This is a genomic window from Rhizobium sp. Root1204 (assembly GCF_001424965.1).
Taxonomy (GTDB): Bacteria; Pseudomonadota; Alphaproteobacteria; order Rhizobiales; family Rhizobiaceae; genus Pararhizobium.
This window is the reverse complement of sequence record NZ_LMCZ01000034.1, coordinates 416967-429664: the sequence shown is the minus strand read 5'-3', so window position 1 is coordinate 429664 and position 12698 is coordinate 416967. Positions and strand designations below refer to the sequence as shown.

11 protein-coding genes and 1 tRNA gene are annotated in these 12698 nt (G+C 57.8%); 4 read left to right on the top strand and 8 right to left on the bottom strand.

The window, feature by feature from the left end; all coding sequences use genetic code 11:
* Positions 1 to 730 precede the first annotated feature (730 nt).
* From ASC96_RS23365 to ASC96_RS23350, 4 genes are all read right to left on the bottom strand, one after another.
* Positions 731 to 4546, bottom strand: a complete 3816-nt coding sequence (locus ASC96_RS23365; RefSeq protein WP_060505639.1) for a vitamin B12-dependent ribonucleotide reductase — start codon at positions 4544 to 4546, stop codon at positions 731 to 733.
* A gap of 640 nt (positions 4547 to 5186) precedes the next feature.
* Entirely contained in the window at positions 5187 to 5777 is a 591-nt protein-coding gene (locus ASC96_RS23360; RefSeq protein WP_060505466.1) for a hypothetical protein, read from the bottom strand.
* 176 nt (positions 5778 to 5953) lie between these two features.
* The gene (gene gpt / locus ASC96_RS23355) at positions 5954 to 6451 is read right to left on the bottom strand and encodes a xanthine phosphoribosyltransferase (RefSeq protein WP_037095505.1); all 498 of its coding nucleotides are present in this window, start codon (positions 6449 to 6451) and stop codon (positions 5954 to 5956) included.
* 39 nt (positions 6452 to 6490) lie between these two features.
* Positions 6491 to 6575, bottom strand: a tRNA-Leu gene (locus tag ASC96_RS23350).
* 208 nt (positions 6576 to 6783) lie between these two features.
* On the opposite strand from ASC96_RS23350, the gene ASC96_RS23345 reads away from it, so the two are divergent.
* Positions 6784 to 7026 (top strand): hypothetical protein, encoded by a 243-nt coding sequence (locus ASC96_RS23345; RefSeq protein WP_244482276.1) that lies wholly within the window; start codon positions 6784 to 6786, stop codon positions 7024 to 7026.
* A 141-nt stretch (positions 7027 to 7167) separates the two neighbouring features.
* Positions 7168 to 7317, top strand: a complete 150-nt coding sequence (locus tag ASC96_RS32980; protein WP_156397710.1) for a hypothetical protein — start codon at positions 7168 to 7170, stop codon at positions 7315 to 7317.
* Positions 7318 to 7649: 332 nt separating this feature from the next.
* On the opposite strand, the gene ASC96_RS23340 is transcribed toward ASC96_RS32980, so the two are convergent.
* Together ASC96_RS23340 and wrbA are read right to left on the bottom strand one after the other, a co-directional pair.
* Positions 7650 to 7892 (bottom strand): DUF2188 domain-containing protein, encoded by a 243-nt coding sequence (locus ASC96_RS23340; RefSeq protein ID WP_060505465.1) that lies wholly within the window; start codon positions 7890 to 7892, stop codon positions 7650 to 7652.
* A gap of 283 nt (positions 7893 to 8175) precedes the next feature.
* The gene (gene wrbA / locus ASC96_RS23335) at positions 8176 to 8775 is read right to left on the bottom strand and encodes an NAD(P)H:quinone oxidoreductase (RefSeq protein WP_060505464.1); all 600 of its coding nucleotides are present in this window, start codon (positions 8773 to 8775) and stop codon (positions 8176 to 8178) included.
* Between the two features lie 164 nt (positions 8776 to 8939).
* Here wrbA and ASC96_RS23330 point away from each other — a divergent pair, with 164 nt between their 5' ends.
* A complete protein-coding gene (locus tag ASC96_RS23330; RefSeq protein WP_060505463.1) occupies positions 8940 to 9695 on the top strand; it encodes a competence/damage-inducible protein A in 756 nt (251 codons plus the stop codon).
* A gap of 4 nt (positions 9696 to 9699) precedes the next feature.
* Here ASC96_RS23330 and ASC96_RS23325 read toward each other — a convergent pair whose 3' ends face one another.
* Positions 9700 to 10311 (bottom strand): hypothetical protein, encoded by a 612-nt coding sequence (locus tag ASC96_RS23325; protein ID WP_060505462.1) that lies wholly within the window; start codon positions 10309 to 10311, stop codon positions 9700 to 9702.
* A gap of 183 nt (positions 10312 to 10494) precedes the next feature.
* On the opposite strand from ASC96_RS23325, the gene ilvA reads away from it, so the two are divergent.
* On the top strand, positions 10495 to 11742 hold the full coding sequence (ilvA, locus tag ASC96_RS23320; protein WP_060505461.1) for a threonine ammonia-lyase: 1248 nt from the start codon (positions 10495 to 10497) through the stop codon (positions 11740 to 11742).
* A gap of 2 nt (positions 11743 to 11744) precedes the next feature.
* Here the strand turns inward: ilvA and ASC96_RS23315 are convergent, their stop codons facing one another.
* The gene (locus ASC96_RS23315; protein ID WP_244482274.1) at positions 11745 to 12698 is read right to left on the bottom strand and encodes an alpha/beta fold hydrolase; all 954 of its coding nucleotides are present in this window, start codon (positions 12696 to 12698) and stop codon (positions 11745 to 11747) included.

Sequence of the window (12698 nt, the reverse complement as noted above, 5' to 3'; positions counted from 1 at the left end):
CCACCAAAAGAGAATTTGAAGCCTGCCTCTGCGCACGAGAGTGCTTGTTCCGCGAAGTTGTCACGCTGAGGGGCGTGGTACTTCGAGGAATAGCACTGGTGTGTCGGTAAGTGGTTGTTTGTATAATAATATACTACATGATACTAACTGGACAAATGAGCGTGCGTTGCAACGACTGGCATTGCCCTCGTCTTACACTGACGACCAGCCGGGCGATAATCTTGCAGTCAGCAAGACATCCAGATACGCGGGGAACGTGATCAGCCTTTTCGAACGTGTGCGTACCCGCCGGTGCTCGGACGAAAGCGGTCTCGGACAAGGCGTTTCTGCGGTTTGGGATTGGCATTGATCAATTTTAAGAAGGCGGAAAATCCGAACTTGGGCACTTGGCTCATATTGCTGAATTCCTGTGGTCGATTGATCTGAAGTAGCTCCCTCATCCCTGAATGCTTTTTGTTTTGTATGTTGCCCCGGGCAGGGCCAGCCTGCCTGGGACATCTCTTTGAGTTGGCAACTATGGCAACCTGGGTTTCAGCAATCACCGCATCGAAAGCGCGGAGGCCGGTTTTGCTTCAAGTCTGGCCAATATCGAGCGGACTTGCCAGACTTGGCTTCGGTTGTCAGGCGAACGCAATTTATTCCTCACGCTCACCTGCTTTGGATTCGTCCAATCAAAATTGGCCAGGGCATTTCACCGTTGGATTCGACACAATCATTTTTCAACCGGCGATCAGCTGCAGCCGCTTGTGGCTCCACACGTGTCGCACTTCTCGCAGGTGCCGTTGCGCACCATCGTGAAGTTCTGGCACTCCGAGCACATGTTGCCGGTGTAGCCCTGTGCAATCGACCGGATGCGGCGTTCGGCTTCGATCTTCTTTGCGTCCGACTTCGCGGCTGCGGCTTCGGCCGCTGCCTTGTCGGAGAAGAGGGCCGTCACTTCGCTGGTGGTTTCGACGTCCGTCGTCTCTTCCGCGATCTCTTCGGCCAGTTCCGCAGCCCGCTCCTCGTAATCGCGCTTGAAGGCGACGATTTCGGAGGTCGAGATGGCAACTGTCGTTTCGAGCTTACGCGCTGCACTGCCGGAGAAGGCGGTGATCGTTGCGCCCGACGATGCCTTGGCGGGAGCAGCGGTTGCAGCCCCCTTCGGCTCGCCGGAAGCACGGTCGATCTGGCCACCAGAGACGAGCGTCGGCTTGTGGCCGCGGGTCCAGCCGGTGGAGATCAGGTTGGTCTTGCCTTCCTGGATGCCCTTGCCGAGTGCGGTGTTGCCAAAGTCGGACGTGTCGACATGGGCAAGATCATGGCGGTTGAGGTAGGAGACGGCGAGTTCGCGGAACACGTAGTCGAGGATCGACGTGGCATTCTTGATCGCGTCATTGCCCTGCACCATGCCGGCCGGTTCGAACTTGGTGAAGGTGAAGGCCTCCACATATTCTTCCAGCGGAACGCCATATTGCAGACCAAGCGAGATGGCGATGGCGAAGTTGTTCATCATCGCACGGAAAGCGGCGCCTTCCTTGTGCATGTCGATGAAGATTTCGCCGAGACGGCCATCGCCGAATTCACCGGTGCGCAGGTAGACCTTGTGTCCACCGACGATCGCCTTCTGGGTATAGCCCTGGCGGCGGTTCGGCAGTTTTTCACGCTCGCGGGTGACCCGTTCGATGACGCGCTCGATGATCTTCTCGGTGACGGTCACAGCCTGGGCGGCGGCGGGCGCTGCCAGGAAATCTTCCATCGCATCCTCGTCCTCATCGTCCTCGATCAGCGAGGCGTTGAGCGGCTGGGAGAGCTTGGAGCCATCGCGGTAGAGCGCGTTGGCCTTCAGCGCCAGTTTCCAGGACAGCATGTAGGCGGCCTTGCAATCCTCGACCGTCGCCTCGTTCGGCATGTTGATGGTCTTGGAGATTGCGCCGGAGATGAACGGCTGGGCGGCTGCCATCATGCGGATGTGGCTTTCGACCGAGAGGTAACGCTTGCCGATCTTGCCGCACGGGTTGGCGCAATCGAAGACGGGCAGGTGCTCGTTCTTGAGGAACGGTGCGCCCTCCAGCGTCATCGCGCCGCAGACATGCACGTTGGCGGCTTCGATGTCCTTCTTGGAAAAACCGATATGCTCCAGCAGGTTGAAGCTCATGTCGGCGAGCTGCTCGTCAGAGACCTTCAGCGTATCCTTCAGGAAGTCGACACCGAGCGTCCACTGGTTGAAGACGAACTTGATGTCGAAGGCAGCCTTGGTGGCGGCGTTGATCGCCTCGATCTTGTCGTCGCCAAAGCCCTTGGCCTTCAGCGAGCCGGGGTTGATGGCCGGAGCCTGGTTGATGTTGCCGTGACCGACGGCATAGGCCTCGATCTCCGCAATCTGGCTTTCCGTGTAACCGAGCGTCCGCAAGGCTTCCGGAACGGCGCGGTTGATGATCTTGAAGTAACCGCCGCCGGCCAGCTTCTTGAATTTTACCAGAGCGAAATCAGGCTCGATGCCGGTCGTGTCGCAATCCATGACCAGACCGATCGTGCCGGTCGGTGCGATGACCGAAACCTGGGCGTTGCGGTAGCCATGTTTTTCGCCAAGTTGCAGCGCCTTGTCCCACGCGGCGGTCGCATGAGCGATCAGTGCCTGATCCGGGCATTCACCATGGATCAACGCCACCGGATTGACCGACAGACTTTCATAACCCTGGGTTTCGCCATGGGCGGCGCGGCGGTGGTTACGGATGACGCGCAGCATCGATTCGCGATTCGGCTTGTAGCCCGGGAACGGGCCAAGCTTGGCAGCGATTTCAGCCGATGTGGCATAGGAAACACCGGTCATGATGGCGGTGAGGGCACCGGCAATAGCGCGGCCTTCGGTTGAGTCGTAGGGGATGCCCGAAGACATCAACAGACCACCGATATTGGCGTAGCCGAGGCCCAGCGTACGGTATTCATAGGAGCGCTCGGCGATTTCCTTCGACGGGAACTGCGCCATCATCACCGAGATTTCGAGAACCAGCGTCCAGAGGCGGACGGCATGCTCGTAGTCGGCGATATTGATGTTCTTGGTGGCAGCATCCTTGAACTGAAGCAGGTTCAGCGAGGCGAGGTTGCAGGCCGTGTCATCCAGGAACATGTATTCCGAGCAGGGGTTGGATGCACGGATCGAGCCTGCGGCCGGCGAGGTGTGCCAGTCGTTCATGGTCGTGTTGAAATGCAGGCCCGGATCGGCCGATGCCCAGGCAGCGTGGGAAATCTGTTCCCAGAGATCGCGGGCCTTCAGCGTCTTCATCACCTTGCCGTCCTTGCGGGCGGTGAGGTTCCAGGTGCCGTCGGCTTCGACAGCGCGCAGGAAGTCGTCCTTGAGGGAGACGGAGTTGTTGGAGTTCTGGCCGGATACCGTGAGGTATGCTTCCGAATCCCAGTCGGTGTCGTAGGTCTTGAACTCGATATCCTTGTAGCCTTGCTTGGCGAACTGGATAACGCGCTTGACGTAGTTTTCCGGAACCTGGCTCTGCTTGGCGGCCTTGATTTCGCGCTTGAGGGCAGGGTTCTGCTTCGGGTCGTAGCAGGCGTCGTTATCGGCCGTGCAGTTGACGCAGGCCTTCATGATCGCCTTGAGGTGCTTGGCAACGATCTTGGAGCCGGTAACGAGGGCAGCAACCTTCTGCTCTTCCTTGACCTTCCAGTTGATGTAATCCTCGATATCCGGGTGATCGATATCGACGACGACCATCTTGGCCGCACGGCGCGTGGTGCCGCCCGACTTGATAGCGCCGGCAGCGCGGTCACCGATCTTCAGGAACGACATCAGGCCCGACGACTTGCCGCCGCCCGACAGGCGCTCGCCTTCGCCGCGCAGGTACGAGAAATTGGAGCCGGTGCCGGAGCCGTACTTGAACAGACGGGCTTCACGCACCCACAGGTCCATGATGCCGCCTTCGTTGACGAGATCGTCACCGACCGACTGGATGAAGCAGGCATGCGGCTGCGGATGCTCGTAGGAGGATTTCGACTTCACCAGCTTGTTGGTGAACGGATCAACATAGAAATGGCCCTGGCCGGGGCCATCGATGCCATAGGCCCAATGCAGGCCGGTGTTGAACCACTGCGGGCTGTTCGGCGCGACGCGCTGGGTGGCCAGCATGTAGGCAAGCTCGTCACGGAAGGCGAGGGCGTCTTCTTCGGATGCGAAGTAATTGCCCTTCCAGCCCCAATAGGTCCAAGTGCCGGCCAGGCGATCGAAAACCTGGCGGGCGTCGGTTTCGGAACCGTATTGTTCTTCCTTCGGCAAGTCCTTCATGGCGGCGAGATCGGCTTCCGAGCGCCATAGCCAGGACGGAACGGAATTTTCTTCCACCTTCTTCAGGCGCGCGGGAACACCGGCCTTGCGGAAATATTTCTGCGCGAGAATATCGGCCGCGACCTGGGAAAACTGGGCAGGCACATCGATATCCGCGAGACGGAACACGATCGAGCCATCGGGATTCTTGATCTCGCTGATGGCCTTGCGGAACTCAATTTCAGCATAGGCCGATTGGCCTGGTTTGGTGAAACGACGTTCGATCTGCATCTGTCCCTTGTCCTTTGTTTGCCGCATGCCCGAACCCATTCAAAGGCTCAGGGCGCAATTGTTCGCATCCGGCCGCGCGTTGAGCGTGCAGCCAGTTTCCGTTTTCCGCCTTGATGGGAAACCCGTCTCGGGAACCCTGTATCTTGTGCTGATTGCAGCTGCAAATACTAAATATAGTATCAACAGCTTCCTTACGCCAGCTTTTTGTGACGTGTTTGGCGCCTGGAGAGATCACAAAAAATAACCGTCACGACCAATGGATCATCCACCGGACAGTTTTGAAAACACAGACGATTTCTTCTGAAATGAACCGGCCTCGTTACTTTCCGGTCCCGCCGCCGCCGCAACGTAGAAACCATTAACGGTATTCGACCCGAGTCCGTCAAGGGCTGGTTTGTGTCGTAATTGCGAACACCAGATGTTGTGTGTGTGACCTGTGGAAAACGGGGACAGTGGGCATATCAAGCAAAATCAGATGCTTCGCCGGGTTCCCTCCAGCATCGTCCGCAGCGGCAAGCAAATTTGCAAAATTTTGCGGGTGAGAAACCACAGTATATTTACCATGGTGCCCGGCGGTCATAGCCAAGCCGGGCGAAATGTGGCGGTGGGACAAACTGATTCGGAAAGAGGGGCAACCGGCTCAAAGTGCGTCGAGATTGATACCGATGGTAATGGCACCGATCGGCTTACCGGTCTTGGGATCGGACACGGTCAGGCTGGCCTGCGATTGCAGCATTTGCGTCGATTCATCCTTTTGCGCGGCATCGACGAAAAGGGCCGAGGATCCGGCAAGGTAGGTCTTCTGCCATTTCAACTCATCCCCCTGCCAATAATCGGAACTGATCTCACTTTCGCCAACAGACAAACCCTTCGCATCGATCACAAGGATTTCGGTGACGACGCCACCGGAGGCGGCCTGCTTTGCCTTCAGGAATTTTGACAGCGGATTACCGATGACCGCATCGATCAGCGGCCGGACGTCCCCTGAAAACTCTGCGCGCCAGTTGGCATCCAGGCGATCGATCGCTGTCTGGCTCATGTGGGAATGGAGGGCGTTCTGGCTTCTGAGCGCTTTTATGATGATCGGGTCTTCGATCCACGCCCGAATGTTGGCCTCGATATAAGCGGTGACCGGCGCCACGTGAACATCGCTCGCCATTGCCGGAGGAACCGGCAGCAAACAGAGCGTTGCGCCAATCGCAGCCCTAACGCGCGTGTTGCGCACCGTCATGCGTCCTTCTTCTGCGATCCGTTGAGAAAAGCCCTGGAGCCTTCTGCTCGGCGCCTGTTTCCGCGGCGAAGGCGCCGCAGAAAATAGATTAATTTAGTGAAACAGATCGTTGTTTACACAGGGATATTCATGAAGCGTCGTATGCGGCGGCTAGTAAGCCGCTTCACAAGACCGCCTCAGCCGCGCGATCCCTTGGCGATCGGCTCTTGATAGGTGAATCCCATGTCCCAGGGGAAGTAGATCCATGTATCCTGGCTGACCTCGGTCACGAATGTATCGACCTGCGGCCGGCCCTTTGGTTTGGCATAGACGGCGGCGAAATGCGCCTTTGGCAGCATCGCGCGGACCACGGCTGCGGTCTTGCCGGTGTCGGTGAGGTCATCGATGATCAGTACGCCTTCGCCCCCATCAGCCTTCAGCTCCTCCGAAATCCCCTTGAGGACGTACATCTGCCCCTGTGCATCATAGTCATGATAGGAGGCAACGCAGACTGTCTCAATCAGCCGGATGTTCAACTCGCGACAGACAATCGCCGCCGGAACGAGGCCGCCGCGGGTGATGCAGACAATCGCCTTCCACTCGCCGCCATTGTCGGCAAGACGCCAGGCCAGCGCACGTGCGTCACGGTGAAACTGGTCCCAGGAAACGGGAAATGCTTTTTCAGGAAGTGACATGCTCAAGCTCCAGTTGATCGAGGCATCCGGTTTCGGGAGTGGTGCGGACGACGGGGGTCGAACCCGTACAGATCTCTCCGAGGGATTTTAAGTCCCTTGCGTCTACCAGTTTCGCCACGTCCGCGTGTTTTTCCTTTCAGACACTTGGGCTTTAAGGTCAATAGGCTGCTTCCCAAAACATGATCCGGGCAACACATTTGATCCCGATTAAGCAATAATAGCCGATTTGCAAAAACCCCTCAAACCACAGGGTTATGCCAAACCGGCTGCAGACTTATAATAGTATTATGAATCAATGCTGGGGCATGGACGACGTGTTGCAAGAAATCCCATTGACGTGGAAGCCGATCCGGAACCGCTCGTTCGCTGGCATGCTTGGCCAGCAGGAACTGGCTTATGTGTTGCAGCATGACGGTCAGACGAGTTGGGAATGGATGGTTTCCGGCTGCAACGGCACGATCCGCTACGACTTCCAGTCCGCTGAAACGCTGGATGAGGCGAAGGCCGCCGTCCAGGCCAGTATTGACGAATGGTTTCGGCTGGCGGGCCTGCTGAACACGTCCACATCGGCGTAAACGGTTTTTCCAGGCGGATGGTACATAGCGTGTATTATCAAAAAAATCAACTATCGATAATAATCAGCAAGAACCCATAGTTGAATTACAACCATTGAATATTACTATCGGTATCGCAATCGTTGAAAAATGAGGCTTCCGATGTCGGATAAAACGCATGTCACGGATCTTCTGCAGGCTGCAAAGTTATTAGCCGACTCTCAGCAGAATGTAATGCTGAGTTATCTGATCTGCATGGCCATTCTTGAAGCGAAGCAGGTCCCGAAGGAGGGAACCGCAAGGGCGGCGTGAGGTAAATCCGGTCATCATTCACCGGGGCAGAAGTCACCGGGGCAGAGAAATAGCGGCTGATCGTTTTTGGGGAATGAAGAGCAGTATCTCGATTGAGCTGCGGCCTCTTGGCATTAGGTCCAGTGATTAACCCTACCCGTGAAGGTTAATCAACGGTTTCAGTTGATGCACCGGTAGAACAGCGCTTTAACCAGTGATGCCGAGGGAGGGAAACTCGGCATTTTCAGTACCAAACCATAAGCCCCTCTTCGGCGCCGGAGAGGGGCATTCTGGTTTCGTTAAACCGCAAACGCGCCAGATGTGCCGCACTTATGTTGGCACGTCGCCGCCGTCTATTGATCCTCGACAACGGCTTCCGGCCGGTCACCGCCGTCTGCATGTTCAAAATGCCATCGGCCGCTTGGATCCTGAAAACTGATTTCTTCATCGTCGCCGCCGACCTGCTGCTCGGCTGCTGCGGCCTTTGCTGCCGCTACCGCTATCTCGCGGTTCGGGAAGGTCTCGGAAAACACGTCGGCAAGCTTGTAGGCCCAGCCGCCATCGTGCTCGACAATCGCATACACCACTTTGGTCATCTCGTACTCCCTGGAGTGCGCCGCATTCCAATATCTCATGGAGTCGACGTGACCGGACTGGAACGGCCAGTGTGGCAAACGTTCCCGTCGCCAAAACCTACGTTGCATATTGCCGCAGCGCATCCTGGCAGCGCAAAGTAGCATGAAACACCGGCGTTTTTCCAGTTTTCCAGTTGCCGGAGGCAGTAGCCCGGCCTTTTAGCCTTTCCCATATGGCGCACAGACGAAAAAAGGGCGGTCTTGCGATCGCCCTTCACACCTGTCGTAATGGTCTTTATGTCGCTCAGGCCGACAGCTTGGCGGCGATCTTGGCAACATGGGCGCCCTGGTAGCGTGCGGCTTCCAGTTCGATTTCCGATGGTTGGCGCGAACCGTCGCCGCCGGTGATCGTCGATGCGCCATAGGGCGAGCCGCCCTTGATTTCATCGACGCCTGTCTGTCCCTGGAAAGCATAGGGCAGTCCGACAACGACCATGCCCTGATGCATCAGGGTCGGAATGAAGCCGAGGATCGTCGACTCCTGGCCGCCATGCTGGGTTGCCGAGGACGTGAACACCGAGCCGACCTTGCCGACTAGCGCGCCCTTCATCCACAGACCGCCGGTCTGATCGACAAAATTGCGCATCTGCGACGCGACAGTGCCGAAACGCGTACCCGCGCCAAAGATGATGGCGTCGTAGTCGCCCAGTTCATCCGGCTTGGCGATTTCGGCAGCCTGATCGACCTTGAAATGAGAGGCTTTGGCAACGTCGGCCGGCACCAGTTCCGGCACGCGCTTGACGGTGACATCGGCGCCCGCGGACTTGGCGCCCTCGGCGACGGCATACGCCATGGTTTCGATATGTCCGTATGCCGAATAATAAAGCACCAATACCTTAGCCATCGTATTCTCCTTTGAGTTGGCAATTCCGCTTGATTGCCGCTGGAGATCGGATTTATCAGTTTACCTGTCCGTTGTCAGAAGCGAAGCGGGCGACAGACCGTTCGAGAATAAGAGACAATCGGATTTTTCGACTGAACGATCCCAGCGTTACATAGGACCTTCCGATGACCAGCGAAAAAATCGTCACCGCCGCCATGCTCGCCATCGGCGACGAATTGCTCTCCGGCCGGACCAAGGACAAGAATATCGGCCATCTGGCAGATGTACTGACGCTGGCCGGTATCGATCTGAAGGAAGTCCGTATCGTTGCCGACGACGAGCCGGCGATCGTGGCGGCTCTCAACGGGTTGCGGGCTGAATACGACTATGTCTTCACGTCGGGCGGGATCGGCCCGACCCACGACGATATCACCGCTGATGCGGTGTCACGGGCGTTCGGCGTCGCGTGCATTCACGACCCGGATGCCATGACCCTGCTTGGTGCCATGTATTCGCGGCGCGGCCTGGAGTTTACCGAGGCGCGGCAGCGCATGGCGCGTATGCCGGATGGCGCACGTCATATTCCGAATGCCGTATCGACAGCGCCCGGATTCATTATCGGCAACGTTCACGTGATGGCCGGCGTCCCACAGGTCTTCCAGGCGATGCTGGATGCGCTCCTGCCACAGCTGGAAAGCGGTACCGTCGTCAAATCGCGCACCGTGCGCTCTCCTTTCGGGGAAGGCGATATTGGCGGGCCACTCGGCGAGGTGCAGAAGGCACATCCGCTGACCAGCATCGGGTCCTATCCAAAGTTCGACGGTACGTCGTTTTCGACCGATCTGGTGATCCGTGCCCGCGACGAAGCCTTGCTCGATGCGGCGGAAGCGGATGTGAAGGCGATGATCGAGACAATCGCCGCATCGAAAAGCAACGCCTGAGTTACTAAGGCGTTGGAGACATTGCGGCGATCGTAAATTTCTGATCGACGCTTGCGGACTTGCCGCTGTTCAGATCGTTGAAGTGAAACCGGAGCACATAATCGCCAGCTGCGGCACCACTGACATCCGTGGTCAATGTCGCGTAGATTTCCTGATTGCGGAAGAAGCTGGTGAACGTGAAGTCGCCAAAAGCCTTCTGGTTGGCAAGCACTTCACCTGAAGCGCTGAGGATATCCAGGTCGACCGTAAAATGCGTCTGTACTTTTCCGGCCGCCGCCGGTGTCCAGGTGAGGCCAATCGGCTCGACATAAGAGACGAGGGCTTCGCCCGGCTTGAATATCGGCTGCGGTTTGGGCTCATACATCGCGTAGCCAACCGGAGGAACTCCTACGAATACAGCCTTGCCGATGGAAAACGGCAGCGTTGATGAAAACGCGCCGGTTGCCGAGCGCAAAAGATCATGAGCACCCAGCGTATCGCCAGAGGCTGCCAGCGCCTCGGCTTTGGTTGCTGCGTCGGCAAGCGGGCCGGCGAGGGCGGGTGCCGCCAGCAACAACAGGAGCGGTAGCGCGCTGATTGCGGCCGTCAGGCCACCTCTACGATTGTCGGTGCGCATTGCCTCTCCCCTGATCCTGCGTTGATTGCGGATGTTCGGTATTTGCCGACCGGTGTCAAGGCAGGCCGTCACTTCAAACAAAGGTGATTTAAATACTCCACTTATTGACGAATAGCTGTGGTTTCGTCAGCGGCGTTGTGGCATAGGCAGGGCCATACGAACACCAACGAAAGACCGCATCCCATGAAGCAGGACGTTGATAATGCCGTCGAGGCTTTGCGCGCGTTGTTCCCGGCGACGCCGCTGCAGCTCAACGATCACCTGAGTGCCCGCTACGGCGCGACGATTTATCTTAAGCGCGAAGACCTTTCCCCGGTGCGATCCTACAAGATCCGCGGCGCGTTCAACTTTTTCCGTAAGGTGATCGCGGCTGGTGGAATCGGTAAGACCTTTGTCTGCGCGTCCGCGGGCAATCACGCACAAGGGTTTGCCTTCGTCTGCCGACATTTTGGCGTGCCGGGCGTCGTCTTCATGCCGGTGACGACGCCGCAGCAGAAGATCGACAAGACCCGGATGTTCGGCGGGGAATTCATTACCATCAAGCTGGTCGGCGACTTCTTCGACCAATGCTACCAGGCGGCGCGCGATCACGTCGAGCGTATCGATGGCGTCATGGTTCCGCCTTTCGACCATGCCGACATCATCGAGGGACAGGCAACGGTGGCAGTCGAGATGATCGAGCAACTGCCGGAGGGCGTCGTTCCGGATCTGGTGATCATGCCTGTCGGCGGCGGCGGGTTGTCTGCCGGCATGACCGGCTATCTGAAGAGCAAGGTTGCTCCCGGCGCTTTCGTGTTCTGCGAACCGGAGGGTGCACCCAGCCTGCGCCGCAGCCTGGAGACGGGTTCCGTGGTGACGCTGGAACAGGTCGACAACTTCGTCGATGGAGCGGCCGTCGGACGTATCGGCGATCTCAACTTCGCAGCTCTCAAGCATTTTTCGATAGACCAGGTTCTGCTTCTGGCAGAAAACGCGATCTGCGTGACAATCACCGACATGCTCAATGTCGAAGGTGTCGTGCTGGAACCGGCCGGAGCCTTGTCGATCACGGCGCTGGAAATGCTGGGGCGGGAGGCCCTGGAGGGAAAGACCGTCGTTGCCGTCGTCTCTGGTGGTAATTTCGACTTCGAACGCCTTCCTGACGTCAAGGAACGGGCTATGCGGCATGCAGGCCTGAAAAAATACTTCATTTTGCGGATGCCGCAGCGCCCGGGCGCACTGAAGGACTTTCTTGGCCTGCTCGGCGAAGACGATGATATCGCCCGGTTTGAATACCTGAAGAAATCGGCGCGGAACTTCGGCTCCATCCTGATCGGTATCGAAACCAAACATCCGGAGAATTTTCCAAAGCTGAAGGCCGCCTTTGACGGTGCCGGTCTGCATTATCAGGATATCACCAACAACGAGATATTGGCCAACCTGGTTATCTGATATTATCGTTTTATATCTGAATGTTGATTTGTTTTATTAAACCAATCAACGATGATTTCTGCGAGATGCCCTGTTGTCTTTGGCGACAGGGCATCGCCAGCAACCACGTGCCCATAGGGATCGTCTATATCACCGGGGTCGAGAACTACCGCAGGTCCGCCCCAACGCGCGGCGACGGCAGATGTTTGCCGTGCATCGACAACCTGATCTCCCGGAGATTGAATGAACAGCGCTGCGGTTGATATCGCTTCAAAGGGCAGTGTCCGGGCTTGCGCGACTAGCGATGCCATCGGCAGCAGCGCGCGGACCGGATAGTCCGTGGTCCAATAGGCGGCGTGCAGGGCGTTGATCGGAACGAAGGAGCGGCGGCGGCCAAGGGTAAGGCGTGCGCTGAGACGGGCAAGCGGTGCAGTCAAAAGGAACGCGCCACGCCCCCTGATCCTGAAGTTCGGAGCAAGCAGGACGGCACCGGCGACGCGGTTTACCCACTCCGGCTGCGATAAGGCCCACGTGGCGAGTGTTGCGCCGGTCGAAGTTGCAATAATGAGTGTTCTTTCACCAAGCAGGCCGGCAATATCCAGTGTCTCGCGCATGTCAGCCCGCCAGTCGGTCACCGAGGCCTCGGTCATCGCGTCGCCGCTGCGGCCATGTCCGGTCAGGCGCGTATAAAACAGGTTGGCGCCCAGCGCCTTTGCCACCAGATCGGGCAGGGGCCGGACCTCGCCTTTGGACGCGGAAAAACCATGAATGTAGACAATGGCAAGCGCTGTCCGGGGCTTTTCGGCAGGATCGGCCCAAATGACCTGCTTGGCCAGGCCGGGCCTGATATCGGGAAGGGCCGATTCGCTGGCGGCCAGATATGCCTCGACATCGTCAATCGATCCGATGGCCGAAAAACCCGATATCATGATCGCGACAGCAGCCTCGTCATTCCGTTTCTCCTCTAGCCTGGGCAT

What these genes read in the sequence shown, in the direction of transcription:
- ASC96_RS23330 (WP_060505463.1), top strand. Translation starts at nt 8,940, where the DNA reads ATGACCAGCGAAAAAATCGTCACCGCCGCCATGCTCGCCATCGGCGAC.
- ASC96_RS32980 (WP_156397710.1), top strand. Translation starts at nt 7,168, where the DNA reads ATGTCGGATAAAACGCATGTCACGGATCTTCTGCAGGCTGCAAAGTTA.
- ASC96_RS23340 (WP_060505465.1), bottom strand. Translation starts at nt 7,892, where the DNA reads ATGACCAAAGTGGTGTATGCGATTGTCGAGCACGATGGCGGCTGGGCC.
- ASC96_RS23360 (WP_060505466.1), bottom strand. Translation starts at nt 5,777, where the DNA reads ATGACGGTGCGCAACACGCGCGTTAGGGCTGCGATTGGCGCAACGCTC.
- gpt (WP_037095505.1), bottom strand. Translation starts at nt 6,451, where the DNA reads ATGTCACTTCCTGAAAAAGCATTTCCCGTTTCCTGGGACCAGTTTCAC.
- ilvA (WP_060505461.1), top strand. Translation starts at nt 10,495, where the DNA reads ATGAAGCAGGACGTTGATAATGCCGTCGAGGCTTTGCGCGCGTTGTTC.
- wrbA (WP_060505464.1), bottom strand. Translation starts at nt 8,775, where the DNA reads ATGGCTAAGGTATTGGTGCTTTATTATTCGGCATACGGACATATCGAA.
- ASC96_RS23325 (WP_060505462.1), bottom strand. Translation starts at nt 10,311, where the DNA reads ATGCGCACCGACAATCGTAGAGGTGGCCTGACGGCCGCAATCAGCGCG.
- ASC96_RS23365 (WP_060505639.1), bottom strand. Translation starts at nt 4,546, where the DNA reads ATGCAGATCGAACGTCGTTTCACCAAACCAGGCCAATCGGCCTATGCT.
- ASC96_RS23315 (WP_244482274.1), bottom strand. Translation starts at nt 12,698, where the DNA reads ATGCCCAGGCTAGAGGAGAAACGGAATGACGAGGCTGCTGTCGCGATC.